The organism is Haloarcula sp. Atlit-47R (assembly GCF_003665985.1).
Lineage (GTDB): Archaea > Halobacteriota > Halobacteria > Halobacteriales > Haloarculaceae > Haloarcula > Haloarcula taiwanensis.
In genome coordinates this window covers 57,962-82,821 of the sequence record NZ_QPLQ01000007.1, presented here as the reverse complement: position 1 = coordinate 82,821, position 24,860 = coordinate 57,962, and the positions used below count along the sequence as shown (strand labels likewise).

Annotated in this window: 19 protein-coding genes; 17 read left to right on the top strand and 2 right to left on the bottom strand. The window is 61.9% G+C overall.

The features are described from left to right. Positions 1 to 11 precede the first annotated feature (11 nt). The 4 genes from DVK00_RS21860 (at position 12) to DVK00_RS19040 (ending at position 1,331) form a co-directional block, all read left to right on the top strand. Positions 12 to 149, top strand: coding sequence for a hypothetical protein (locus DVK00_RS21860; RefSeq protein WP_170845497.1), 138 nt, complete (start codon positions 12 to 14; stop codon positions 147 to 149). Between the two features lie 65 nt (positions 150 to 214). Next, positions 215 to 397 (top strand): exodeoxyribonuclease VII small subunit, encoded by a 183-nt coding sequence (locus DVK00_RS19050; protein ID WP_121578307.1) that lies wholly within the window; start codon positions 215 to 217, stop codon positions 395 to 397. A gap of 151 nt (positions 398 to 548) precedes the next feature. After that, a complete protein-coding gene (locus tag DVK00_RS19045) occupies positions 549 to 923 on the top strand; it encodes a hypothetical protein (protein WP_121578306.1) in 375 nt (124 codons plus the stop codon). 123 nt (positions 924 to 1,046) lie between these two features. Next, positions 1,047 to 1,331: a hypothetical protein gene (locus DVK00_RS19040; RefSeq protein WP_121578305.1), complete on the top strand. Its 285-nt coding sequence runs from the start codon at positions 1,047 to 1,049 to the stop codon at positions 1,329 to 1,331. A 20-nt stretch (positions 1,332 to 1,351) separates the two neighbouring features. Here DVK00_RS19040 and DVK00_RS19035 read toward each other — a convergent pair whose 3' ends face one another. Then, on the bottom strand, positions 1,352 to 1,555 hold the full coding sequence (locus DVK00_RS19035; RefSeq protein WP_121578304.1) for a hypothetical protein: 204 nt from the start codon (positions 1,553 to 1,555) through the stop codon (positions 1,352 to 1,354). Between the two features lie 139 nt (positions 1,556 to 1,694). Between DVK00_RS19035 and DVK00_RS19030 the strand changes: the two genes are divergently transcribed. The 11 genes from DVK00_RS19030 to DVK00_RS18980 all read left to right on the top strand — a co-directional run bounded on the left by DVK00_RS19030 (position 1,695) and on the right by DVK00_RS18980 (position 18,152). Further along, positions 1,695 to 2,117: a hypothetical protein gene (locus DVK00_RS19030; RefSeq protein WP_121578303.1), complete on the top strand. Its 423-nt coding sequence runs from the start codon at positions 1,695 to 1,697 to the stop codon at positions 2,115 to 2,117. Positions 2,118 to 2,142: 25 nt separating this feature from the next. Next, on the top strand, positions 2,143 to 3,798 hold the full coding sequence (locus tag DVK00_RS19025; protein WP_121578302.1) for a hypothetical protein: 1,656 nt from the start codon (positions 2,143 to 2,145) through the stop codon (positions 3,796 to 3,798). Beyond that, positions 3,798 to 4,697, top strand: coding sequence for a hypothetical protein (locus tag DVK00_RS19020; RefSeq protein ID WP_233560845.1), 900 nt, complete (start codon positions 3,798 to 3,800; stop codon positions 4,695 to 4,697). The genes DVK00_RS19025 and DVK00_RS19020 overlap by 1 nt, the downstream gene beginning before the upstream one ends. A gap of 67 nt (positions 4,698 to 4,764) precedes the next feature. Further along, on the top strand, positions 4,765 to 6,051 hold the full coding sequence (locus DVK00_RS19015) for a hypothetical protein (RefSeq protein WP_199722495.1): 1,287 nt from the start codon (positions 4,765 to 4,767) through the stop codon (positions 6,049 to 6,051). Between the two features lie 3 nt (positions 6,052 to 6,054). Further along, on the top strand, positions 6,055 to 7,068 hold the full coding sequence (locus tag DVK00_RS19010; RefSeq protein WP_121578299.1) for a hypothetical protein: 1,014 nt from the start codon (positions 6,055 to 6,057) through the stop codon (positions 7,066 to 7,068). Further along, positions 7,065 to 9,152 (top strand): VirB4 family type IV secretion system protein, encoded by a 2,088-nt coding sequence (locus DVK00_RS19005; protein ID WP_121578298.1) that lies wholly within the window; start codon positions 7,065 to 7,067, stop codon positions 9,150 to 9,152. The genes DVK00_RS19010 and DVK00_RS19005 overlap by 4 nt, the downstream gene beginning before the upstream one ends. Further along, positions 9,145 to 13,512 (top strand): primase-like DNA-binding domain-containing protein, encoded by a 4,368-nt coding sequence (locus DVK00_RS19000; protein WP_121578297.1) that lies wholly within the window; start codon positions 9,145 to 9,147, stop codon positions 13,510 to 13,512. The genes DVK00_RS19005 and DVK00_RS19000 overlap by 8 nt, the downstream gene beginning before the upstream one ends. A 39-nt stretch (positions 13,513 to 13,551) precedes the next feature. After that, a complete protein-coding gene (locus DVK00_RS18995) occupies positions 13,552 to 15,567 on the top strand; it encodes a hypothetical protein (protein WP_121578296.1) in 2,016 nt (671 codons plus the stop codon). A 448-nt stretch (positions 15,568 to 16,015) separates the two neighbouring features. Further along, positions 16,016 to 16,306 carry a hypothetical protein gene (locus tag DVK00_RS18990; protein ID WP_121578295.1) on the top strand — a complete coding sequence of 97 codons (291 nt, stop codon included), beginning with the start codon at positions 16,016 to 16,018 and terminating at the stop codon, positions 16,304 to 16,306. Beyond that, complete coding sequence (locus DVK00_RS18985) at positions 16,303 to 16,692, top strand: hypothetical protein (RefSeq protein WP_121578294.1); 390 nt, start codon at positions 16,303 to 16,305, stop codon at positions 16,690 to 16,692. Before DVK00_RS18990 ends, DVK00_RS18985 begins: the two co-directional genes overlap by 4 nt. 599 nt (positions 16,693 to 17,291) lie before the next feature. Beyond that, complete coding sequence (locus tag DVK00_RS18980) at positions 17,292 to 18,152, top strand: DNA-binding protein (protein ID WP_121578293.1); 861 nt, start codon at positions 17,292 to 17,294, stop codon at positions 18,150 to 18,152. A gap of 708 nt (positions 18,153 to 18,860) precedes the next feature. On the opposite strand, the gene DVK00_RS18970 is transcribed toward DVK00_RS18980, so the two are convergent. Continuing rightward, complete coding sequence (locus DVK00_RS18970; protein WP_121578291.1) at positions 18,861 to 20,927, bottom strand: DUF262 domain-containing protein; 2,067 nt, start codon at positions 20,925 to 20,927, stop codon at positions 18,861 to 18,863. Between the two features lie 133 nt (positions 20,928 to 21,060). Here DVK00_RS18970 and DVK00_RS18965 point away from each other — a divergent pair, with 133 nt between their 5' ends. Then, complete coding sequence (locus tag DVK00_RS18965; protein WP_121578290.1) at positions 21,061 to 22,380, top strand: metallophosphoesterase; 1,320 nt, start codon at positions 21,061 to 21,063, stop codon at positions 22,378 to 22,380. Then, positions 22,377 to 24,848, top strand: coding sequence for a hypothetical protein (locus DVK00_RS18960; RefSeq protein ID WP_121578289.1), 2,472 nt, complete (start codon positions 22,377 to 22,379; stop codon positions 24,846 to 24,848). The genes DVK00_RS18965 and DVK00_RS18960 overlap by 4 nt, the downstream gene beginning before the upstream one ends. Positions 24,849 to 24,860: the final 12 nt, after the last annotated feature.

The following is a 24,860-nucleotide window of genomic DNA, read 5'->3' as shown; positions in this document are numbered from 1 at the left end:
AACCATGAGACATGAAGAACATCAATATTGAAGTAGAGGAGAACCAGTACGAGTCTCTGAAAGAGACGAAGAAACGATACGGACTGACGTGGCGAGGGATGCTACTCCACGCGCAACGGGAGCTGGATTCCGGCTCAGCCACCGAGTAACGGCTGGTCAGCATCCTGCCGCATTTCCTCCCGGCCTGAAGGCCGGAATTCCCTGCTGTAGAAAGATGGCAAAAGACTCCGACATCAAACGGCGGATGGACCGCGTCGAGGAGATCATCGACCAGCTCGATGCGGATGAGGTGTCGCCCGAGGACGGCCGTGAACTCTACGACGAGGGCCAGGAACTGCTAGCTGAAATCCGGGAACAGCTCCAAGAGGGGGACGGCGAGGTTATCGAGATCGAGTGATCGGCACGGGGGCCGACAAATCGTTAGAGTCTTAACCAACACTTCACCGGAAGCCTGCTGTGCTGTTGGTTAAGATTGTGTTCGCCCCGAGCCAGCCTGCAGGCTTAACTACGAGGTTCGTCCATTTCGAAACGTGTGGGTCTGAGCTACGATGCTACACGAGACGGTCTTGGTCTTCGGTGTCTATCTGGTGGCTTGTGGCGTCGCCTGGGTGCTCCACGAGTCGGCCCACTACGCGGTCCACAGTCTCTATGCGGACTCGGTCTCGTTCGGCATCAATCGCCGAGGCCCCTACGTCGACGCGGTCTACGAACCGACCGCTCCCACGCTTGCGATCAGGGTCGGGTCAGTGGCTCCGACCCTCTTCTATACCCCACTCGTCGCCCTGGGTATTGCCGGCTATCTCTCAACGTATCCACTCCCTCAGCTGGATTCGGTTGGGTGGTCGTTAGTGGCCGTTCCTCTCGCAATTCTGACTATCCCGACAGGTGCTGATATCCGAGCCTGCCTTGAAGCCGCTCAGTAGCTGTTCTTGACGTATACCTGGTCTGCGTCAGACACACACTACATTACTCATATAATCAGAATTAAAGAAATGTGTTGGCCGTCAATATTTAGTAGATAAGGCGCAAGTATGTGCAAATGTAACATGGCGCAAGCGAGTCCCCGCAGTAACCTCTCTGAAACTGACTCGGACGAGGGGCCCTCCGTGTCAGTGGAAGCGTGGTTAGAGGCGATCAGTAGAGAACTGGATCCCGCCGAGTGCGAGGACCTCTCAGAACTCGGCATCTACTCGATCCACGAACACGGCAACGCCCGCACTATTACCCTCCCTGAAGATGCCGATGAGTTCGACGACGCGACTACGGTGAAGCAGTACTATTTCGAGGGCGAGGATTGCCCGCTTCTCATCGTTGCTCCGCTACAGGTCTAAGTCGTCCTGTCAGTAGCAGATCAGCAGTCGGCGTCGTCTTCTTTGTGGTCGGAATAGAACTGGATGAGGTACTGGAATCGGGCTGTATCACTCGTGAATGAATCGAGTTCTTCCTGTAACCACTCGTATTTGTCCTGCGGGATTCGCATATTGATTCGGGCCACATCGTCGCTAACATCCGAGCCGGAGTTGCTGGCGCTGGTTGCTGTGTCCGCGTCTGACATTAGTTCGACCCAGGCTATGCGGTCGCATATATCCACGCGGAATGAGAACTTCTCTAGAGAACTTGGAGAACTTTGAAGATCTCCAAATTCATCCAAATTTTCTGACCTCTTTTGGTCGTGCTATCCTTTCCCACAAACGATGTGTGCTAAGGTCCCCTCCGGCGAGACGCCGGCCAGTACTGAGGAATCGACGTCCGTCATTCGGATCATCCACAGGTCCATCGGCCCGATTCTGCTGGCGCTCCTCCCGCTGATCCTGTTCGTGGGGACGGCGGCCGCACAGTCGGATCCAGGGAGCGCATTCTGCGACTCGAATATGGCCGATACCATCCAGAACATCTTCACCATCACCCAGTTCGGTGGGCCGCTCATCGGCGGTGTTCTCGCGCTCGGCGCGACGGTGGCGATCCCGTTCACCCGTCGCTCGGACTGGAAGAAGGAGATGAAGTCGGTCCGGAATCAGGGCCTGCTCTGGGGCGTGATTGTCGCCCCTCTCGGGACGGAGATCGTCCAGTTCATCCTGAACAACATCGTGGTCGGTGGCACGAGTTGTGGGTTCTAACTACGCACCAGGATTCGCACTCGTCATGTCCGCCGTCCTCGTCGCATCGACAGCCGCCGTTCCAGTGGGCGCCCATCCCCCGAATAGTACTGACCACGGCGTCCCGGAGGAGACCTTTCACAAACTGTGGTCGGGGGATCAAGACGGTGCGACCGACGGTGCGGATCTGAGTAACGGGTCGGCAGTCGAGCAGCTTGGCGAGGGGACCGATGTCCCGTTCGATTCGCCACCGCGGGCGGTCGAGCAATGGAATCGGGGCGACCACCAGGAGTTCCCGGCGACGAACAGTTCCGTGTTGATTCATCCGCCCGATGCCGACCTCTCCAGCGGCCGGTTCATCAAGGAAGCCTATACCGAGGTGTTCGCCGTCCAGCCGTCCACACGAGCACGCCTGTCGCCGTCGCGACAGCCGCTCTACGTCGCGCCGGATGGAACGCTCCGCGGGACCGTCGACTACCGGGTGGTAGTGCCGCCAGACGACACCTCCGGCGACCGGCGCGTCTACTGGAGTCTCGAGAGCCACCAGATCGAGGAGACGAAACTCCTCGTCGACGGCGACGAGGAGACGACGGCTGGTGGGTCTCATACGCCGGCGCTGTCGTACTCCTTGGATGGGTACGCCGGTGAGGAGCACCAGCTCACGCTCCAGGCGAACATCTCGGTTCGGCTTCGGAAGGAGGTCGAGACCTGTACCGCCCACAACGAAGAGGGCGACTGTACCAACTGGGAGAGCTCCGTTTCGTACCCGACCGAGAACGTCACGGTGACCGATTCCATCGAGGTCACGAAGTATGACCTCGCGGTCGCCGGCTTCATCGCCGAGTATCCGAACGGCGACCTCGGCCTCGTCGTCTACAAGAACCAGCCGTGGCTCGGCTACCAGTTGCCAAACGGTGACGTCCGAGGTGTCTGGCGATTCTACTCGGCCCGAGACAAGGACTGGGATACGCTGGTCTACAGCTCGGACGATGGACAGCGGACTGCTCACTCGCCGCTCCATCCACTCCAGGTGAACGCGTATCCCATCGAGACGGGGCCGACGCCGTCGCCCCGTCGGAACGTGACGATACTGGACGTGTACGGCACGTCGACGTCGCCGCCGACGCTCCCGTCGAACGTCCACTTGGATATCCTCACGGAGCCGTACACGGCCAGCTACGGCATCGCGACGCGGGCCGCAACTGACGAGCAGCTCGAGACCGTCCGTGCGTGGGGCCTCGTCAGAGGTGTCGAGGCGGAGCGGCCCGCCGATGAGTTCGCTCGAATCCAGATCTACGGGAGCAACCTCACCTTGGAGGTGGTGAACCAGACCGAAGACACCGTCACCGTCCGGGTTATCCTCCAGAACGCAAACACCGGCGCACCAATCAATACCGCCGAACGGGACGGCTACGTCGTCGTCAACGGGCAGTGGGTCAACACGACCGACAACGGAACCGTTACGACGACGATCGAACGGCCCCCAGGCGGTGTGTCGGCCCGATACGAACCGGGTCACTGGTGGCTCAACCCCCCGGGCTATACCGGCGACTCGGATACCGTGCTGCTGCAAGGCTCAGTGCTCCAGATAGTGTCGACGCTGTTCCGGATTGGCGTGCCCGTCTCGCTGTTCCTCCTTGCGGTGTTCTTCGTCGACCGGATCACTGGGTGGCGGATTTGGCCCCCATGGAGGTCCCTATAATGACCAGAGACAATCCTACATCCAACAGTCGAGAGGTAGAGCGGCCCATCAGCCGACGCCGTCTCTTAGCTTGGTCAGGTACTGCTCTCCTCTCTGGCGTCGCCGGGTGTTCGGGAACGAACAACCCCGGTAATGGAACGGAATCGCCGACAGGAACGTCGTCCCCACCCGCTGATTCCGTCTTCGAGGAGGTCGAATTCACGGGTCCGCACCTCGTCGTGACGCTAGCTGAGGATCACGATGCCGACCGTCTCAATCTGATTGCCCCGGACGGAAGCACGTTTGAACAGACCACCGTCGCGGAGGGGGCGACGACTGCAGAACTCCAGATTCTCTACAAATCCGGCGGCTCCTACGATGCCGGTGAATACGAGCTGGTCGCTGTTAGGGGCGAATCTTCGGATACGATGTCGATTGAGCTTCGTCCGGAGCTTAGCGTCGTAGATGTTGAGCCGGAGGTCGACGAAAGTGACCAGAACAGTACTGGCCGGCTCTTCATCACGGTGGAAAACACCGGTTCCGGGCCGACGTGGATCTACAATATTGGGTTCCGAAACGCCCCGTACTCGAATGCGCCGGAGGTTATCGAAGGAGATGGGGTCGCCGATACGAGGTTTGAACGTCCACAGGATCCACAAGAGGAGTTCCTTCAGCCCAACACCGAGCAGAGATTCCTGAAGGGACGTGGAGTGCTGATCATCAGTGACGACGATTCGGTTTCGTGCGAGGGCGGTTCTGTCGAGTTGACCGTAGTCGTCCAAACCCCGCACGGTGATGTTGAACAGCCGATTCGCGCTGATCTAACCGGCGGCTACCACATCGATGACCAGGCCGCCGTCCAGCATCCCTGCAAGAACATCGACATCGAACTACTACCTGGTGGTGGTGACGATGCGTAGGGTTCGTCGACGAGTGGTCTCGGCTGTCGCGGGTCTCGTCGGATTACTTGTTCTCGGACCAGCTCCAGTGGCTGCACAAAGCGACGGAGGCGGCGACGGTGGTGCCCTCGGTGATATCATCATCGGGGCGATTCAGGAACTACTCCGGATTCTGTTCAGCCCTATTCGGACGGTTATCGAGAATCACGGCGATGCTGTTCTGCGAACTGTCGTGGGAACCCCACATCCCGATTCTGTCTTCAGTGCTCCCTCGAACGGTGCCTGGCCTCGAATCTACGACTTCTATTGGGAGACGATGATCCCGCTGACCCTCACGCTGTATGGACTCTCTATTGGAATTGTGATTTTCCTCGAGTCGACGAGCCACCTGTTCAACGGCTACCATCGTTCGAAGCTGAAGAAACGCGCCTTCTCGGGGCTGCTCGGCATCCTGTCGTGGTGGTGGATCGCAGCACTCTCGCTCCGGTTTATGGACGCTTTGGCGGGGTTCCTTGTGCCCTCCGTCTCCGATATTACCCTCTTCCAGACCCTGTCGTTCTCGACGATGGGAGTCCTCGGCACAGTCGTCGCCCTGTCGACGAACTTCATCCTGTTCGTTCTCATCGGTCTGATCTATTTGGCTCGTCACCTCGCGCTCTACCTGTTCGTCTTCCTGATGCCGTTGCTCATCGTCTTCTGGATTCCGGGAGTCGGTCCCTTCGCCTTGGCTTCGAAGTTCATGAAGAAGCTCGCGGGGTTCTACGTGCCGTTCCTGTTTATGACGGTTCCAGTCGCTCTTCTGTTCCGACTTGGCGATATCCTTGGGACCAGCATCGGCCCTTCCGCCGGCGAGTTCGGAGCATGGCTGACGGCGCTCATCATCCCGCTGGTTGCCGTGGCGTCGCCTTTCATCCTCTTTTGGCAGGCGGGGGCTCTGTTCTTCATCGCCGATCGGGCTGCTCGGCACGTCTCGGCGCAGAAGGCTCGTGGGCGGCTGTCGAGAGGCCGGGAACGGCTCCAGTCGGCGAAACAGGGCGGAAAGAACTTCGTCCGGGGAGTGCGCGACGAGCCGGCGGTCAAGAGCGGTGGGCAGTACGTCCTGAACTCCGGTGACTCCAGAGCGCACGCGACCGGCCAGCGCCTCAACACGACCGGCTCCCGTCTTCGCGAGGCGATTACGGACGGCGGCGGAGACGGCGGGCAAGGCGGCTCCGGTGGCAGCGGTGGTGGCTCGACCGCCAGTACCGGCTCTGGCGGGGATGGTGGTGGCAACGACGGGAGCGGAGAGTTCGAGCGGGACGAGGCTCTCCGCGACCCGCAGCCGCGGAACCGGAATCGCGAGTCGAGAGACGACCCGCCCCGATACATCCAGTAACCCATGAGCTCCGCAACTGACCCCGCGAAACGAATTCCGAAGTCGCTCGGTACCGACACCCAGTTCCTCGGGAAGTACTCCCTGACGGACCTTGCGGTCGCGGGCCTTCCCGGTGTCCTGGTCGTCCTAGTGACGCAGGTCGTTATCCCACCGTCACTCACCGTTCGTGGCATTCCGGTGTCCGCCCTCACGATCCCACTCGCAGCAATTGCGATCGCCTTCGGTGGGCTGTTCGTCTACCTCACGCCCGGCTACACCAACAGTCTCGACTGGCTCGGTCTGTTCGTGAACTTCCACCGCAGCGAGACGGAGATTGCCCACGAGGAAGCGAAGGAGTACACCCACGTCGAGCGCGTCTACCCGCGACACGACGCCATCGAGCGGACGGATAGGGCCCTCGTCGGCGCGGTACAGGTGTCGCCGCCGACGATGGCGCTCGCGACCGACGAGGAGTGGGCGCAGAAGGCAGAGGCCTTCCAGGACTTCGTCAATACGACCGTCGAGTTCCCGATCCAGATCTATTCGACGACACAGTCGTTCCCCGCCGACGAGTACGTCGGGCGGTACGAAGACCGGTTGAGTGACCCGGACGTCAAATCGAACGAGAAACTCCAGGCGCTCATCGAGCACTACGTCGACTGGTACGACCGGGAGCTGGCGCAGCGCCAGATGACCATTCGCGATCACTACGTCCTGATCCCGGTACGGCCCGAGGAGGTCCGGTACGAACGGGCCAGCCTCCTCGAAAAGCTCGCTGGGATTCCCGTGCTGGGCGTCCTCGTCCAGATTATCACGGCGCCACCGGAGGAAGAGGAGCGAGCCGCGATGCTCGAGGAACTGGACGAGCGGCGCCGGCGGGTCGAGCGCGGCCTGCGTGGCATCGAGGGGTGTGACACGCGCCCCGTCGATGCGGCCGAACTCACCCGCCTTATCGCGGAATACTGGAGCGGTACGGAAATCGAGTACGGCGACCCCGAACAGGTGCTCCGCACGTCCCCCGTCATCAACAAACCATGATTGGAAACCTGCTGCCCTTCACCGGCTCGGATAGTTCGGAAACTGACGACGAGGCGACCGCAGACGAGACCCCCGACGGAGATGGGGCGGATGATGGCGAGCCACAGCTCACCGTGGACTACGAGGCCGACGGTGAGGCGGTCGACGGTATCCCCGAGATCCACCAGACCGTCGTCTCGCCGTCGAGTATCGAGCGAACACCCAGCGCTCTCAGGACCGACACCCAGTGGGCACAGAGCCTGTGGGTCGGCGAGTACCCCGATGCGCCGATGGACGGCTTCCTCGAAAAGCTGTACGCAGCCGCCGAGACCCAGCAGACGGATGTCAGCATCCACATCGACCCTCGCGACACGCGAGAGACGCTGGATTCGCTGGAGAACAAGATCGAGGACCTCGAAGCCGACTACGAGTACCTGACCGAGAAACACCGTGCAAGCGCCCGGGGCGTCGAGAAAGACCTCGAGGACCATCAGGAGATGTACGACGTCCTCCGGAACACGACCATGCAGGCGTTCGACGTCTCGATGTATCTCACGGTCCGGGGCGACGACCGCGAGAACATCGACGCCGAGTCGGTGTCGACGACAGCCCGACAGGCCCCCGCGAATCTGACGCCGGTGACGCCACGGTGGTCACAGCTGAAGACCTTCACGTCGGCGAGCCCCATCGCTCTCGATCAGTTCAACGAGACGCTCGACAGCAAGACGCCGATGCTCGGTGGGGCAGTCGGCGCGATGTTCCCCTTCGTTTCCGGTGCGTTTGCAGAACCTGGTATCGAGTACGGGACGTACGCGCTGAATTCGAGCCCGCTCATCCTCGACCGCTTCAAGCGCCAAACCGGCTACTGTATGATGGTTATCGGTAGACTCGGCGCGGGCAAATCCTTCGCGACGAAGCTTCGGTTGGTGCGGCGGGCGATGTTCGACGAGGATACGGTCGTCATTATGCTCGACCCGATGCGGGGGTTCGCCGGCGTCAACGAGGCGCTCGATGGCGAGCGCATCACGGTCGGTGGCCGGCGAGGGCTGAACCCATTGGAGATCAAGCCGACACCCGACCACGTCCTACAGGAGGTCGACGACATCGACCCGTGGGGCGAGCAGATCAACTGGGTGATGACTTTCTTCGCGACGTTCTTCGAGCACGTCGCGGACCACCCGCTCGGCGAGCGCAACCAGACGCTCCGGCGGGCCGTCCAGGAAGCCTACGAGAAGCGGGGTATCACCCGCGACCCGGAGACGCACACCCGGGACTCGCCCACCATCCGCGACGTCATCACGGTCCTCGAGGAGATGGTCGAAGACCCCGAGGAGTACGGGTATGTCACCGAGGGCGAGCAGGAAGCCGTCCAGTCCGATGCCCAGTCGCTACTCAAGGACCTCCGGCCGTCGTTCCGCGAGGGCGGAGAACTCGAGAACCTTGCTCGCCCCTCCGAGTTCGACCTCGATTCGAAGGTCATCTACCTCGATCTCCACCAGGAGGAGGGCACCCGTGGCCGAGCGGAGACCAGCCTGATGATGCAGGTGCTGTTCAACAGCGTGTACGAGCGGGTCAAGCAGACGGACAAGCGCGTCGTCTTCTGCATCGACGAGGCGCACTACCTGATGAACGACGCCGTCTCGCTGGACTTCTTGGAGACGGCTGTCCGGCACAGCCGCCACTTCGATCTGAGCCTCGAATTCATCACGCAAACGGGGGGTGAATTCGCGCTGACGCCGGAGGCACGCACCATCGCGAACCTCTGTTCGCTGACTGTCCTCCACCGCGTCAACGAGGAGAAAGAGAAGATCGCCAAGTGGTTCGATCTCAGCGAGCGGCAGGTGAACTGGGTCACCTCCGCGAAGGCGGGGGAAGACGAGGACGGCTACTCGGAGGCGCTCGTCGGCATCGACCAGGAAGGCTGGTTCCCGCTCCGGATTCGAGCCAGCGACTACGAGGCGCACGTCATCGACGGCGGCGCTGCTGACGTGGCCGAGCTCGAGCCCGAGTCGAGTGCGAGCGTAACGAGCCCGGACAGTCGCCCCGCCGGCGCTCGGGCCGACGGCGGTGACCCAACCAGCACTGCCTCACAGGAGGATGACTGAGCAGCATCCGTCAGACCCCACGGCTGCGAACAGCGGTGAGGAGTACATCCGAATCACGCCGTCCCGGAGTGATCTCGCACCGGAGACTGTGGTTCGCCAGCTCGCCGGCCTCCACGGCCTTGATGCCGGCAACGATGGGCTTCTCAACGGTATCGGGCCCTTCGGCAATCCGCCGCCGGTGTTCGAATTCCTCGCAGTGAGCGAGGGCGCGGACGAACCGGTCGAGTTCTACTACAGCGCCGACCGGCGGATGGATGCCTTCGAGGAGCGCCTTCGGACGCTGTATCCGCCGACTGTGACGTTCGAGCGGGTTACCCTTGACCTGGAAGCGAAGCTGCTCCCGTCGACAGCAGAGCCGGCTCACGGCAGCGGCTCCGGGGGCGATGACCGCCGTGAGACGAATACTGAGACGTCTGAGGAAACCCGCGATGACCCACACCCCGATGCGGATCCTGCGCCGTTCTTCGACGCCGCGAGCCAGGAACCAGTCGGTGACGGTGGGAGCGTGGTTTCTGAGAATACCACATCAGGAGACGACGACGCTGAGTTATTGTTCGGGACCGAGTCGAGTGACGATCTGAGGACGAGCCCACCGTCCGATTCCGAGCCCGAGGTCCGGCAGCAACCGGATCACAGGCCCCCGAGCGTCGAGGAGACAACACCGCTGGGAATCACCTGGTGTGGAAAGGCGGCCCGACGCGAAGACTGGATGACGACACTGCCGCAGTTCACGGAAACCGAAGGCGAAGACGATGACCACGCTCGAGCTCCACTCGCATCACTCATCGACCAGCTGACCCGCGCCGAACACCCGATCGCGTTTCAGGTGCTCTTCCAGCGGAAGCCGGACTGGACGCACGAGGCACGGGAACGCCAGCGGAAACTCCGCGAAGGCGAGGATCGGATCATCGACTGGTTCCTCGGCGAGCTCCTCGGAAACACCGAGAACGAACCACAGAGCCCCTCGAATACCGGCCGCCAGCGCCGATACCTCGACATCGGCGGTCGGGAGCGCGTCGAGGCCATCGACGAGAAAGAGCCACAGCACACGTTCACGGTGAATATGCGGGCGCTCTCGCTCGTGGCCACCGACCGACAGCGCGAGCGCGTCGACCACCGCCTCGACGATATCGGGTCCGTGTTCGACCACCTGAACGGGGCCCACTATCGGCTCCAACCGAAGCGCGTCCGCCGCGGGCTCCGAAAGGGTCGTCGGGCTAAGAAACACGCCGACCGCGTCTTCAACGCCGGCCTGACGATCAAAAGCGACTGGCGGAAGACCCGCCCCGATCTCGTCCTCGGGCCGGGTGAGTTGGCGAACTTCGTGGTCGTCCCGCCGGCGACCGAACTCACCACAGAGGGTGGGCGGGGGTCCGACGCCGAACCCGAGAGCCGGACGCCCCTACCGCTCCCCGCGCAGGACCACATGGATGCGTTCACGAACTCCGGAATGGCGATCGGCCGCGGTCTCGGGGAGGACGGCACGCCGACGCCGGAGCCGATGCGGATTCCGCTGCATCTCCTCCCGTTCCACGTCGGCCGGTTCGCGAAGAGCGGCGCTGGCAAATCAGTCGCGCTGATCAACGACGCGCTCTCCCTGTACGACCAGACCACTGGCCCCGTGTTCTTGATCGACTCCAAGGGCGGGAACCTCCCCGAGAACTATATGCGGGCTCACGCGAAGCGCTTCGGCACCGACGACCTCGAGGAGAACGTCCTCCACTTCTCGGTGCCCGATATCCTGCCCGGGTTCGCGTTCTTCGACATCACGCCGGCGCTGGAGGATGGGGTCCGTCGCGTCGACGCGATCCAGGACAAGGCCGATCACTACGAGGAGCTCATCAAACTCGTGATGGGGCCGGAGCGCTACGAGGACGCCATCGCCTCGCCGACGCTCATCAAGTACCTCATCAAGGCGATGTACGACGAGGAGTACGGCCTCGAAAACGGGCACTTCCGGCAGGACGTGGACTACTTCACGCACGACCAGCTCGAACACGCAGTCACGCAGTTCCACGCCGCCGGCCCCCCAGACCCGACGCCGGAAGACGCGCCACGGGCGAGCGACCCGCAGGTGGCCGAGAAATTAGAGCGACACCTGCGCTCGAACCCGGCGACGTTCTCGAACGTCGTGAGCGGCATCAGCAACCGGATGGATTACATCACGCAGGACGCTCACCTCCGTCGAATCTTCAACAACACCGAGTCGCAGTTCGACTTCCGCGACCTCCTTGACGAAGACAAGGTGGTCATCTTCGATCTGGGCGATCTCCGCGACGAGGCCGCTCGCGTGATGACCGGCATCATCCTGACGCAACTCTATGACGCTGTCAAGCGTCGCGACGGCGACGAGCTGGCCCGCAAGCCGGACGATTACGTGGCGAACCTGCTCATCGACGAAGCGTCATCGGTCGTCGTCTCGGACACGCTGACGACGCTGCTCGAAAAGGGGCGGGAGTTCCGGCTATCCATCGAACTCGTGACGCAGTTCCCCGAGCAGATGAAGGAGGCTGGTAACCGCGAGGTCTACCTGAACGTCCTGAACAACATCGGCAGTCCGCTCGTCGGGAAGATCGCCGTCGATGCCGACATCGCCGAGGCACTCTCTCACGAGGCGATGGATCCCGTCGAGTTCAAGAATCGGATCAGTTCGCTCCCGCGTGGCGAGTGGATCGCCCAGCTCCCGAGTCCGGAATTCGGCGAAACCGGTCCCGACCCGTTCAGTATCGAACCACTCCCGATTCCGCCCGGGCATCCCGATAGCGAGCAGCCTCTGACCGGGACGCAGGAAGAGCGGTTCCATGAGGCCCTGGAGGCCGTCCACGAGCATACCCGCGAGGAGTACGGAGTTGCCGGCGGGACGACCGTGGAGAGCCGTGACGCGGCGACTGACGTCGCTCTGGAGAACGCCGACGACCTGCCGTTGGAGGTCGCGATGGCTCGGGCGATCCGTGCCGTCCAGCTGTCGAACGATGTCCGCGAGACGAACGGCTGGGTGTCCGTCGAGGACGTCGACGAGGAACTGCTCTCGCGCATCAAGGAAGGCACCATCGAGGCGCAGGGCTACGAGACGCTGCCGGAAGTGCGGGAGGCATCCTCGCTTATCGAGGTCGATCTCCCGGACGGGGGATCGTCGGTGCAGTGTCGGCTCACAGACGGGGGTGAGCAGGCAGCCACGCCCGACACGTCGACGTCACCGACCGGCGGGGGCGACCACCACGATGCAGTCCTTGAAACGGTCGAGCAGTCCCTCGCAACTGCGGGGTTCTCCGTGGAGGTCCTCGATCAAAACGGGGAGTCCCGCCCTGACGCCATCGCGACGCATTCGGACCTCGACCGGGAGCTCCAAGTCGAAGTCGAAACCACCACGCACGTCCGTCCGGCGAAGGTCCTCTCGAACCTCCGAAAAGCCCAGGAACAGGAGCGAATTCCGCTGTTCGTCGTCGCAGACCACGACGATCAACCAGCCGCCGAGATCGCCGACCGGCTTGCGAAAATTCTCGATGAGCCGCGAAATCAGCTCTCCTCCGGGGAGACGCGGCTGTATACAATGAACCACAACGTCACATTCAACGGCGGTGCGCGAGCCGCGGATGGGGTGACAGCTGTCCGACCGGCCACCGGTGGTAGTCGCCACACCCGCTGGTTCGAGCGGGACGGTGCGTTCGTCCTCGAAGATAGTGTTGGAGGCCAGCACGCCCGGATCAACTCCTTCGACGCCGTGTCGAAAGACCAGTTCCCGGCGACGTACAGCTACGACGCCGAGAGCGAGACCTACACCGTCTTCAGGCCGGGGGAACTGCCCGAGTCCTACGAGTCACGTGAGGCGTTCGAATCGGACTGGGTGCCCGTCAAGCGGCCGTTCGTGCCCAGTACCGACCTGCCTGTTCCGGACTATACGGAGCGCTCGTATGCGATTGCGACTATCGGGGACGACCAGACGCTCGACATCCACACGCCAGACACGGAGACGGCTACCGGCGTTCCGCCACTCGTGGACGCGATCCAAGACGGGACGCTCCATCCGGCAGGGGAGCCCCCGAGTGACTCGACCGATTCCGACGCACAAGAAGACGATGAGGCGGACCCGTACGGGATTCGGGCATTCGTCAGGGACCGTCTCACCGAATCCGACGACGGGGTCGTCGCGGTCGCTGAGGTCTACGATGCGTACGAGCAGTATGCTGAGGCAGGGGAGTACGAGGTGAAGCCGAAAAACCGATTCACACGGACGCTTCGTGACCACGCTCAGTTCGAGCGTGACAAGAAGTGGTTGGACGGCCAGACGCGGCGCTGTTACGTCGGAATCGAGCTGGCCGACGCCGGCGACCAGGAGGAATCGAGCGATGCCAGTGCGTAGTCGTTTCGCCCCCGCTCAGGAGGTGCAGGGGCACACCAGATGACGCTCTCCGAAGCAGCCATCAGTGAGCACTACCGTCGCGCCAAACCCGTCTACGAGGCGCTGGCGACCGTCAGTGACTACCCGACTATCGGGCTGAACGACTTCGTCGGGTGGTACATCAAACGCGACCACGACGACGTCGAGGCGATCAAGGCCGGATACCCCCAGCGCGGGCGGGTTGCCCGTCTCGATCGTGACTACGACGAGATTCACGACCGCCTGGAACGGACGCTCTATGCTGTCACTACCTACAAGACATCGTCGGCCTTCCAGCGGTGGGAACCCTGTCGCTACGACGAGTCTGAGGGGACGACCATCTGGCAGGATGAGCCCCCGACCCCCGGGTATTCCGACCTCCGGGCAGTTCCCGCCTGGGGCGATATCGACCTCGCCGACGACATCAAGCCGCAGCGTGGCGACCTCGATGCCGAGACCCGTGCCCTCGTCGAGCGAACGCTCGACGCCTACCTCGAGGAGTATGCGACGCTCTATGGCACGCGGGACGCGGTGTATGCGCTGGACTCTGTTGGGGGCGCGTACGTCTTCGGAACCCCTGAGGCCACACTCCCGATTGCGGATCACTTCAGCGACGATCCGGATGCGCTCGAACGAGTGTTCGATGAGTTCCTCGACCGCTCGAATGCGTGGCTCCAGAAGGCACAGACCCGTGTGAACGAACGCGTTGATGGCGCCGGCGATGTCATCCAGCCCGACTGGGTGAATAACAAGAACCGGCAGTACAAGCCGCCGCTGTCGGTACACGCCGACCACGATGCCGTGGTCACACCCATCGCGACCGACGACGTCCGCTACGAGCTCCGTCCGTTCGAGACCGTCGACGATACTCTCATCGAGCAGGCAGTCAGCTGGGCCGACGACCTCACACGGGTCGAGCACACGGACTGCGTCGACTCGCTGGTCGCGACACTCTGGCCGGATCTCTACGAGGACCACGATGGGTGGCGGGCAACGCTGGAGGCCTGGGTCGAAGCGGAGCGCGAGCGCGAACGGGAGCGACAGCGCCAGCGTGAGGCGGCGCTCCAGCGACGTGAGGAGCGGCTGGCAGAACTCGACGGCACCCTCGAAGGGCGGCCAATTACGCCGTTCAAAGAAGATGTCTACGAAGCCGTGGAGAACATCGATATCACCGAGATCGCCCGCCACTACGCGAGCGATGCCTATGATACGGATCCAAACCAGCCGCGGCCGCAGTTCGACCCGAGCTGGCGGCACAGTGAAAGCGGGCAGTCCTGTTTCGTCGGCGAACAGGCCAACACCTTCGGCGATTCAAAGGTGAACGCCGGCGGCGGGCCAGCGAAGCTGATGGCGCTCGCGACGGGGATTATCTCCGACGCCGATGCGGACCTCGACGGGGACGACTACTGGGCGGCCGTCGACGAACTGCGGAACGCCGGCTACGACATTCCAGTGTGGGTCCCGGAGGCCGGGTCAGACCGCGTCGACGGCGGAACCTACGACCAGATGCCCTTCTGGGCCGTTCGGAAAGCGGCTGTCGCGCTTGAAGTCTGTCCCGAGGACGCATTCGTCGATCGCGAGGGAGAGGATGGAACCTACGAGGGGTTCCCAGGGTACGAAACCTACAACGAGACACTGGAAGCCATCGAAGACGCGGGCCTGAACCACGGGCGAGAGCAAGTCACGCCCGAGGAGGACACAGCTGACGACCAGTCGGAGTCGGCACCTGATGCTCTCCCGAGCGACGAGCGACCTGGTGACTTGGACCGAGCACACCTACACGAAAAGAACCGGCTGTTGACAGCGAAGGTCGAGCGTCTCGAGTCCGAACTGAAGGAGAAATCGGAGCGAATCAAGGAACTTGAAACGGAGGTCAACCAGCTCCGATCAGAACTCGCTACCGTACGCTCCGAACGCAATCGGCTGGAAACTGCTCTCGAAGAACGTGAGTTCGAGCAAGAGCCGAAGCAAGAAGATCGGGACGAGAACCAGTCCGCTCTGGACAGGGCGAAACAGTTCGTTTCGTTTGACCAATAGACGCTTCCTCTCCAATCGCCCGACTGGACCGGCTGACACCAGCCCTGACTTGTTCTAGACACCAGATATGATAGGGATCGTTCTGAGTCCGCAAATCGAAGGACGGCAGCACTAGACACCAGACTCACTAACGAGTGAGTCCCCGGACAGCTCCCAAAATCTGGTGTCAGGTATCGCTGTCTTGCGATTTGGGGCCGAATTCGGCTACTAGACAGCAGGAAAATCAACCGATATGTGGTGGGGATGGCCGGCCAAAGTTGCGTTCGCGGCCAACAGGGCCGAGGTGCCAGGCCGCGGGCCACGGTTGAGAGCTGCCACCCGGACGATGGCGTGGGGCGTGGAGGGTCGAGCAGTCGTCAGGGCGAAGGCTCCCAAGAGGGCTCGAGAGAGCTGTTTGTCGCGTCCCAGGATGGGTGCGGGGCAGGTCGTTACTTGCCCCCGGATGCATATGTCTGAGCCAAATATCCACGACGATACGGCAGACGATCACGAACGCTTCGAGCGGGAACTTCTCGCGCAGGATCGAGATGCGCGCCGGCCGTCGACAGCGGATCTCGATGATGAGGCAGCACAAGATCTCGTCCGAGACCTGCTCGATGCCGGGACGGTCACTCCCGTCGTCGACGAGCGAGTCCTCGTACACGAGCCCAGCGGCGCGGCGTTCGAATCGCTGTGGCAGCTCGGCGTCTTCCACAAGGGCTGGACGGCAGCCGCGGACGCCGGCGAGACGGAGTCGTGACCCAACAAACGCTCGTCGGGTGCGCGTTCTGTGCGGCGCCGCCCGGCACGGACACCGGCACCGCGTACACCTGGGGGAAGGACGAACGGGTGAGTCACCCGATCTGTGTCGACTGTGCAACGCAGGTAACCCCGGACCCTGAGCAACGCGACCACTACGCGTGTGACGACTGCGGGCTCGTCGTCGACGCGCTCGCGGCGCTCACCCGATTCCGCGTGGAACTCGGTCATCTCGAGGGGCCGCTCCAATTCTGTGCGGATTGCTGTCCTGACGGGGCGGCCACGTACTGGACACGGGATCTGGCTGATCATCGCGTCGAGTCGGCGGAGCAGTCCACGTGGAGAACCTCGAGGGAGAGGGAGTCGACGTCCTTTGCGACAAGCTGACCGGGTCAGTGAACCTAAAGCGTGATCGGATGCGTCGACGGAGACGACTCTTGAAAGCCCTCGGCCGCTCGGCATCCCGCGACCGCCGCTGCGCTCCTCGTCCCTGCGGTGCTTGCGGGGTCGGGGGACGACCGAGGCGGCCTCGCCCTTTCTGAGTCCGCCAGGACGGTGGATGGCCAGCCGAGCGATATGGCCGGCTGGACAGTGTGTACGCCACGGCCCGCCCCGCTCGCCGCTGCCGCCCTCCGCGTCGCTCGCGACCGACCATTCCGGGCGGTCTGCCTGCAGTAGCGGGCGGACTGCCGGGCTAAAGTGAATGTGCCCTCGACGCCAGCGGGAAAGCGCGGGGGGTTGCGCGGCGTCGCTGCTCACCCCCCACGCTTTCTCCGCTGGCCGCTCGCTCCGGGCGGGTCGGCGCGCGGTGCTGGTTGGGGTCGCCGCACTCGGGCGCGCTCTCGCTCGCGCCCGGTAGGGCGCTCGCGAAGGCGCGAGCGAGAGCGCGCAGTCGGTGCTATCGGACGTCGATATCGTCGGAAAAACCGCGATGCTAGGACATCGCGGTGGCGGCGCGTGAGCGCCTTCGGAGTTGGTGAACTCCAATGTCAGGTAAGCAGCTTTCGAGTAATGAAGTTTCGGTCGATGAACAGGGATTCGAACGAACCGAGGACGCCGGCGTCGACGAGGACGGCTTCAAGGTCGTCGACGACAAGCCGGAGTTCCGGGCGACGGTCCAGCAGGAGAAGCAGGCGAAGGTGGATTCTAACCACCCAGACGGCATTGTCCAGGACTTCTCGCACCTGCCCCTCGCGCAGGAAGAGAAGATACGCGCCCGGGAGGCCGAACTGGACCACATCAGCGCCCAGGCGGAACTCGGTACCCAAGAGGGGCGGGCGAAGCGAACTCGCGAGGTCGTCACCGAACGGCGGCAGCGCAAGCGGGAGGAACGTACCCCGGACCGGACGGATCCGCGTGAACGCCTCTCCCGGATGGAGCTGGCGGAGGTGAACCAAGAAGCAGACCGGATCGCACAGCGGCTTCGGACGGACCACAGTCGGGCCGCCGTCTCCCGGGTGCTCGCGAGGCGGGTCGCACGGGGGCAGGACATCACCGAAGCGGTGTTCGCGACGATGGACGAACTGAAGGCGGCCCCCGGAGCCATCTGCCCGATCGAGGACGTCCCGGACGTGCCGACCGACGAGGTGAGCATCGAGGGAACCGTGATCGAGCTGTGGGCTCCCTCCGATCCAGCCATAGCCCAGGTCGGCTTGATAGCCGATGACACGGCCAAAATCAAGTGGACGTCGTGGAAGGCCAGCAAGCCCGCCTTCGTTCAGGAAGGTGAGCGGGTGCGGATGCGGCATCTCAAAAAGAACTGGTACCAAGGTCGGTGCTCCCTCGCAGTCACCTACGACAGTATGATCGTCTTCCCGGAGCGCGACCGCCGCTGGTGGGAAGAGTAGGGGCCGATGCCTCTTCTTTTTCTGGTGAGTGCCGGACCGGCCCAAGCCCCGCCGCCCCGCCCACCGCTCCGTGCTCGCTCCCTCCGGTCGCTGCGCGCGCAGCCACAACCTTGGGCACGGGTCCAATATTTATCAGTAAAACCGGAGGAATCGGTGCGAAACCAGTTCAAACTGATCTAAGAGCCTGCTGACGCTGTTCTCCGGTAGATCGAATTGAAGAGCTCCACTCATTAGTTATACTGCAGGAGACAGAGCTTCTTACATGTAGGAAGTGCTACTTTGCGGCTTCTACAGCTCTCTCACAGAACGAGATAATGAGTTACCGGAAATCGTCTTCGTCGACCGGTTCCATCTCGAAGTCTATTCCTATGTCCAGGGCACCCTCACGGAGGGCGGCATTCTGCCTCCGAGACCGCTTCGAGTTCGGATGCGTCTCTCGCTCAACAGCGGTGAGGTTGTTCGTGAGGTTGTTTCGCCGAATCTCGTCTGGAACTCGGCCATTGATTTCGGGTGGATCAGGACGCTGGTCCGTGTGATCGGCGAATGGAATGTCGACGAACGGACTTTGCTCTGCTCGCTCAATATCGCGTTCTATGGCCCGATCGTAGAGAGAGAGAGTCTGACCGATCCGGCTTATCCCGGAACCAGTCGAACATGCATACATATTGTCATATTTTACATAAAAATCCCTTGTCGAGGAGCAGCGCTCTACTCGAAGTTAGGATACCAGGACCGCTGGTTCAGATAGACCAAGTCCTCGCTTCGGAGGGAGTGGAGCGCGCTTTGCACGTCTGTGCGTTCATCACTCCAGCCGTCGGTATCCTCGATCGGCGAGTCTTCCAGTGAGGCGACCGTTGACTGGACGCTCCGTAGGGCGACTCCCGGGTTCTTCATGACGCCGCGCAACACGAACAGCTCCAGAGCAGACACCTCGTCCTCGTCTACGTCCAATTGTTCTCTCAGTTCCTCCATGTCGGGGACGTCCTCGATGCTCACGCCGCCGGGCTCGGTATCCAGCGACCATTCCTCAAGCGCAAACGTGACCATGTCGTCCGTTCGATCATCTATCGTGTCGCGGTCAAACTGGTCGTAATCGGCGAGGACGTGCTGGACCTTCAGGTTCGATTTCTCGTACGCTTTCTCGCGGTCACTGTCTTCCGAATCTGGGACAGTTTTCTTTTTGTGGAACGGCAGGGCCCCGTACGTGCTGTTCCAGTACCGGCCGGCAGTGGTGAGGTTTCCGATCCGATGCACGTGATCTTCGAACTCGTCCTCTAGATTCTCCGGGATGTACTCCTCATCTAGCTCCTGTGCCAGGATATGCTCCACTTGGAAGTCTGTGGAAAGAATCTGGGGAAGGTCTCGCTGGACGTATTCCTCGTCATCCGCCTCCAGCTGCTGCCCATAGTGATAGAACAGGTATCGTGTATCACTACTCGACACTGAGTTGAAGAAGTCCGGGTCCCGGAGCTTCTGATCGAACCGGTCGTCATCCGTGTAGTCGCGGATGATCTTCTCTATCCGTTGGATCGTATCCTTGAATGCGTGTTCCGGGTCTTTCCGCATATCGTGGGCCAGTCGCACCAACTTCCCCTGGCCCGTATCTGAGCGTCGACCGTCTATGGCGTACATCCGGAAGACCAAGGTCTCGCACTTTTCGACTACCTCGGCCATCTGGTTTGGATTCGCGTCACCGTACTCCAGCTGCGCAGCGATCAGCACAGGCAGCACGTTGGCCAGCCGGCCGAGTTCCAGAAGCCGCTTCAGTCGCTCTTCTACCGGTTCTGGCCGCCTCTTGTAGTAGAACAGTTCCGCGAACGCCCCGGACGCCTCACGGAGCCCCGCTGTATAGTCATCAATGACGGTCTGCACACCGTCGTAATCGCCGTTCCGGTACATCTCGTAAAGCCGCGATTTCAGTGTTTCGAGGCTGTTGAAGTACTCGTCAGAGTCGTAGCCATCGTAAATCCCCCAGTGGAACTGCTGGACACTATCCTCGTCAAAATCGTCGACTCTGTCGTGGCCCCGCTCCAGGACAAAGAGCTCGCGATAGACCTCCCCGAACCGTTCATCGATCCGATTACGTAGCGATTGGCTTGAGTCTGCCCGACCGTCCATGTACATCAGGAAGCTCTTGGTCTTCTCTAACGAGGAGAGGGGCTTCCCACGGTCGTTGATGCTCTCGAAGATGGAGGCCGCCTCGGAATCGTCATCCACTTTAACAACGTTGATCTGGATATCGTACTTCAATCGGTTCGCCAAGCCCGAAATGGAGAGGTCTCCGTCGAGTTCTGCGAGCTTTGTCTGGAAATGCTCCTTCGCCTTGGCGAGTCGCGTTTGTGAGGGCGTGCTTGGTGAGATCGATGAATCACCGAGGAGGCTGTCTCTGAAGAACTCCTTGTCCTGGTCCTGTGGAAGTAATCGCGGACGGTCGTTGGGCAGTTGGATCAGGTTGGCCTCTTCTATTGGGGCCTTCACATCCGGATCCATCTCGCTGGCGACATCCAGTAGGATCAGTGCTGTCGTGAGCCGCTGCTGTCCGTCCACCACCCGGTAAATGTCTAGTCGCCGGTTCTTCTCGGTTGTGTGCTGCTCCTCGCGTTTATCGAGGATTATGTTGCCGAAGAAGTGCTTCCGGTCCTCGGGAAGATACCGCAGGTCTTCCAATAATTCATCCAACTGCCTTTTCTCCCAGGAGTAACTCCGCTGATACTCCGGGATATCGAATACACCGTCCAGAAGGAGTGATTCGAGATCCTCAGTATCGGTATCCATACTCCTGACAGCGAAACGTAAGCAAAATAAATTTTCCTTGTAAATTGTGTTCTGATCTTCGTATAGTTATTTTTGGAAGATCCTCTGTGTCTCCTACGGAATTATTTATTCCTAGAGGCCGGTTACTCCGGGCATGACCACGTTCGTGCTGAGCGACGCCCACCTGTTCCAGACGTATCTCGATTGGTACGATTCGGTGGTGGATTTCGAGCGCGCCGTCCGGAACTGTGCGGACGAAGGGCCGGAGGCGTACGTCCTGGCCGGCGACGTGTTCGACTACAAGACGACGAACACCACCTACCTCCGGCACTACCAGGGGGAGGAGTTCCTTGTGCGGCTGCGGAAGCTGTTCCGGTCGCTGAACGCGCCGGTGTACGCGTTGCGGGGGAACCACGAGAAGCAGGTGGTGCTGGAGGGGCTGGAGCAGACGGTAGAGACCTTCCATTACGAGCCCGGGCGGCACTGGATCACAATCGGCGGCCGTGACTTCCTGCTGCTGGACACGCACTACCGGACCGAAGGGTACCGCGAGCAGATCGTCGACGAGTTCCAGGAGATCGGTGAGGCGGCGGCGAACCGGACGTATCCGGTGCTGGTGATGCACGAGACGGTGGGCGGACTTGACTCGGCACTGCCGGATGCCGCGCTGGCGGCGGTCTCCGAGGGGTTCGATATGGTGCTGAACGGGCATATGCACCACCTGGAACACGGCGCCGGCGGGTTCGGGAACGTGATGAATTTGCCGTCGCTACAACCGTCTCGGCTGGTGCGGGGGAGCTACTGGACGGAGCAGTATCGGTGGGCGGACGGGGAGACGAGTCACGAGGTGCAGGAGTCGCCGTTCGCCTACGTGTCGGTAGATGATAACGACGAAGCGACGGTGCACCGGTTTGAGCCGTCCAAGATCGTGGTCGAGGTGACGCTGGATCTTTCGGGCCTGTCGGTGGGTGAGGCGCGGACGCGGTTCAAGGAGTTGCTGGCGGAGCTGGCGGCCCGCGAGGATGGGGACGAGTTGCTGGTGTACCCGGCGGTGCGGGGGGAGCTCCGGTTCTCGCCGATCCTGCTGGAAGATGTGCCCGACGAGTTCGATCTCTTCGTGACGAACATCAAGAGCGATGAGGCGGAGAAGGTGCCGCCCGAGTTGGAGGGGACAGAGCCGGCGACGTCGATCGTGTCCGGCGAGGACCTGCAGGATGCGGTGCTGGAGGCGGTGCCGGTGATCGTTGAGCAGCTGGAGGACGAGGGCGTTAAGACGGACGAGGCATCGGTGACCCAGGTGGTGGAGCATGTGACCGGGGAGGACGCCGATGTCTTCGCGGGCAGTAATCCGCCCAAGGTGGTTGACGGGCTCAGGCGGTTCGTGGAAGAGAACACGGACGCTGTCGACGAGAAGGAGTTGCCGGACAATTTTGAGACGCATCTGGCCGCGGTGGCGGAGGAGGTGAAGCAATGAGGTTCCTGTTCGCCGAGTTCGACGGCGTGCTGGGGGTGCAGGGGGAGGTGGTGTTCCCGCAGGATCGGCCGCTCGTCCTGTACGGCGAGAACGTGTCGGGGAAGTCGAACATCATCAACGCGCTCCGGTACTGCATGAACCCGCCCGGCCGTGGCCGGCGTGGAAGCGACTACGCGGAGGACAAGCTACCCGCGAAGCAGGAGATGCTGGTGGATCCGCTGGACGAGGGCAGTGTCACGGTCTACTTCGTCCAGGGCGAGGAGCTGTTCAAGCTGGAGTACCGGTTCACCCGGTCCGGTTCGAGCGTGAACCGCCAAGAGGCGCTGTACATCACGGAGGTGGAACCGCCGGCGGAGCACGTACCGAAGGCCTTGCGGCGCGTGGACTGGGGGAGCCGTGACGAGACCGGGGTGACGAAGATCAAGGACAAGCTCGAGGAGAAGCAGGTGTATCCCGAGATTCTGGATGTGCTGATCGCCCCCTCGAACATCGCGAATTTCTCGGAGGCGGTCAGCGGCGAGATCATCGATGTGCCCGAACTCATCGAACAGGAGATTGAGCAGCGGCGGCAGCGGTCCGAATGGTACGAGGAGCGGTTGACGGCCATGAAGAACGTCTGTGAGAAACAGGACGAGCAGCTGTCGACGGAGCTTGGCGAGCTGCGGGAGGCGTTCCTAGACCACGACTTCGACGCGTCAGACCTGTCGCAGGAGGTGGCCGCGGAGCAGTTCGATGAGGGTGCTGACGGGTTGCGGTCGTTCAAAGAGACAGTGTCGGAGCGGCAGCGGGAGCTTCCGGATGTCCAGCAACAGGTGCAGGAACTCTCGCAACTGGTGGACCGGGTGCAGGACCAGACCAGATGGATCGGGGATGTAGAAGACGCGCTGCATGACCGGGAGAAGCTGGAGGGGTGGGTGGAGGATCAGCCGAAGTTCGAGGCTGCGGAGAAGACGGTGCAGGGCTGGCGAGACAAGCTGGAGGGACTGCCGTCAACCGAGAATATTGAGACCGTCACGGAGTTTTCGCCGCTAGACACCGAGGAATTCGACTTCGACCTGCTGGAGGACGGGGAAGACATCAAGGAAGGCCTCGACATGATCTCTACGATACAGGAGAAGATCGCGGAATCGGCGGAGATACGGGAGGAACACGGGATCCCGAAGGGCCGGCTTGATGAGCGGAAGACGGAGCTGGACCGATTAATCGACTCGCTGGACGATCCGGTCGCGGAGCCGGACGGCGTCGATTCCGTCCTGTTCGTTGAGGGTGACCGGGCGGCAGTCGGTGTGCCAGAGAGCGAGGTGGACGCGCTCCAGGACGAGCCGTCGTACACCGACGTTGCGAGCACGCCGCAGGTTGTGCAGACGGAGGATGGGTCGACCGAGTCACTGGATGCGTACCGCGACGAGGTGGAGGGGGATCGTGACGAGATCAAGGAGGCGATTGAGGCCCAGAACGAGGCGAAGCGGCTGTTGTCGGCGTTCAAGGAAACGGTGCCGGACCAGTTGGAGGAGGAGAGGAAGTCACTGAAGCGGAAGGCGGACTACCGGGAGGACAAGATTGACGACACGAAGCAGGAGTGGAATACAACGTACAGTAAGCTCTGCTCGGAGTTCGACGATATCGATGAGGTGGATCTTGCATTCGACAGCGTGGCGGCGGTAGCGGCGGCAGCGTCGCATATGGAGGAGGCAGTGGCAGCGGCGAAATCCACGGTACGCGAGAACCTGGAGGAGGAACTGTCCACGTTCGGTGACATCGAGGTGCCAGAGGAGATCGATGCAGAGTCGCTGGACGAGCTGGTTGGCGCCCTTGAGGAGAAGCAGGAGGAGCTGCAGGAGGCCGGCGAGGTGCTGGACGCGCTGGAGAGCTGGATCGACCAGAACTTGGAGAATGTGGAGAAGACCGTGGAGCAATTGGAGACGGCCCGCGTGACGGAGGACGTGGCGGCGATCGGTGCGCTGGTGTTCCGGGAAGTCAAGCAGAAGAGCGATATCACCGAGATTGTCGACCAGCTCGCGGACAGCATTGAGACCAACGTGCGGGCGACCTATGATCACATCTTCGCCGGCGAGAGTCTGGAGTTCAGCCACGAGGGAGACGGTGAGTTCCGGTGTATGTTGAACGGTGAGGAGATCACGCATCCCTCCGGGTCGCAACGGGCGGTGATGAGTTTCGGGATCATGCTATCGCTGGCGAAGAGCTTCGACCTCCCGATCCTACTCGACGAGGCCGCGGACCGGTTCGACTACATCCGGCTCGCCCGGTTCTACGACTTCATCACCGGTGTGACATCGGAGGAGGGCATCCAGACCTGTCTCGTGATGTGCAAATCGAAGGACATCGAGGAGCACGAAGAGGTGCGCGAGCAGATGGCCGAGTCCGACATCTACCGGCTTAAGGGAATGAACGAGATCGAGAACGAGGTCCAGTCAACGGATCTGGACGCGATTATTGGTTCTTCCTGAACTTGCTCATGA

Bases quoted from the DNA above. Each gene is read 5' to 3' on its own strand.
- DVK00_RS21860 (WP_170845497.1), top strand. From the start codon at position 12: ATGAAGAACATCAATATTGAAGTAGAGGAGAACCAGTACGAGTCTCTG.
- DVK00_RS19050 (WP_121578307.1), top strand. From the start codon at position 215: ATGGCAAAAGACTCCGACATCAAACGGCGGATGGACCGCGTCGAGGAG.
- DVK00_RS19045 (WP_121578306.1), top strand. From the start codon at position 549: ATGCTACACGAGACGGTCTTGGTCTTCGGTGTCTATCTGGTGGCTTGT.
- DVK00_RS19040 (WP_121578305.1), top strand. From the start codon at position 1,047: ATGGCGCAAGCGAGTCCCCGCAGTAACCTCTCTGAAACTGACTCGGAC.
- DVK00_RS19035 (WP_121578304.1), bottom strand. From the start codon at position 1,555: ATGTCAGACGCGGACACAGCAACCAGCGCCAGCAACTCCGGCTCGGAT.
- DVK00_RS19030 (WP_121578303.1), top strand. From the start codon at position 1,695: ATGTGTGCTAAGGTCCCCTCCGGCGAGACGCCGGCCAGTACTGAGGAA.
- DVK00_RS19025 (WP_121578302.1), top strand. From the start codon at position 2,143: ATGTCCGCCGTCCTCGTCGCATCGACAGCCGCCGTTCCAGTGGGCGCC.
- DVK00_RS19020 (WP_233560845.1), top strand. From the start codon at position 3,798: ATGACCAGAGACAATCCTACATCCAACAGTCGAGAGGTAGAGCGGCCC.
- DVK00_RS19010 (WP_121578299.1), top strand. From the start codon at position 6,055: ATGAGCTCCGCAACTGACCCCGCGAAACGAATTCCGAAGTCGCTCGGT.
- DVK00_RS19005 (WP_121578298.1), top strand. From the start codon at position 7,065: ATGATTGGAAACCTGCTGCCCTTCACCGGCTCGGATAGTTCGGAAACT.
- DVK00_RS19000 (WP_121578297.1), top strand. From the start codon at position 9,145: ATGACTGAGCAGCATCCGTCAGACCCCACGGCTGCGAACAGCGGTGAG.
- DVK00_RS18995 (WP_121578296.1), top strand. From the start codon at position 13,552: ATGACGCTCTCCGAAGCAGCCATCAGTGAGCACTACCGTCGCGCCAAA.
- DVK00_RS18990 (WP_121578295.1), top strand. From the start codon at position 16,016: ATGTCTGAGCCAAATATCCACGACGATACGGCAGACGATCACGAACGC.
- DVK00_RS18980 (WP_121578293.1), top strand. From the start codon at position 17,292: ATGTCAGGTAAGCAGCTTTCGAGTAATGAAGTTTCGGTCGATGAACAG.
- DVK00_RS18970 (WP_121578291.1), bottom strand. From the start codon at position 20,927: ATGGATACCGATACTGAGGATCTCGAATCACTCCTTCTGGACGGTGTA.
- DVK00_RS18965 (WP_121578290.1), top strand. From the start codon at position 21,061: ATGACCACGTTCGTGCTGAGCGACGCCCACCTGTTCCAGACGTATCTC.
- DVK00_RS18960 (WP_121578289.1), top strand. From the start codon at position 22,377: ATGAGGTTCCTGTTCGCCGAGTTCGACGGCGTGCTGGGGGTGCAGGGG.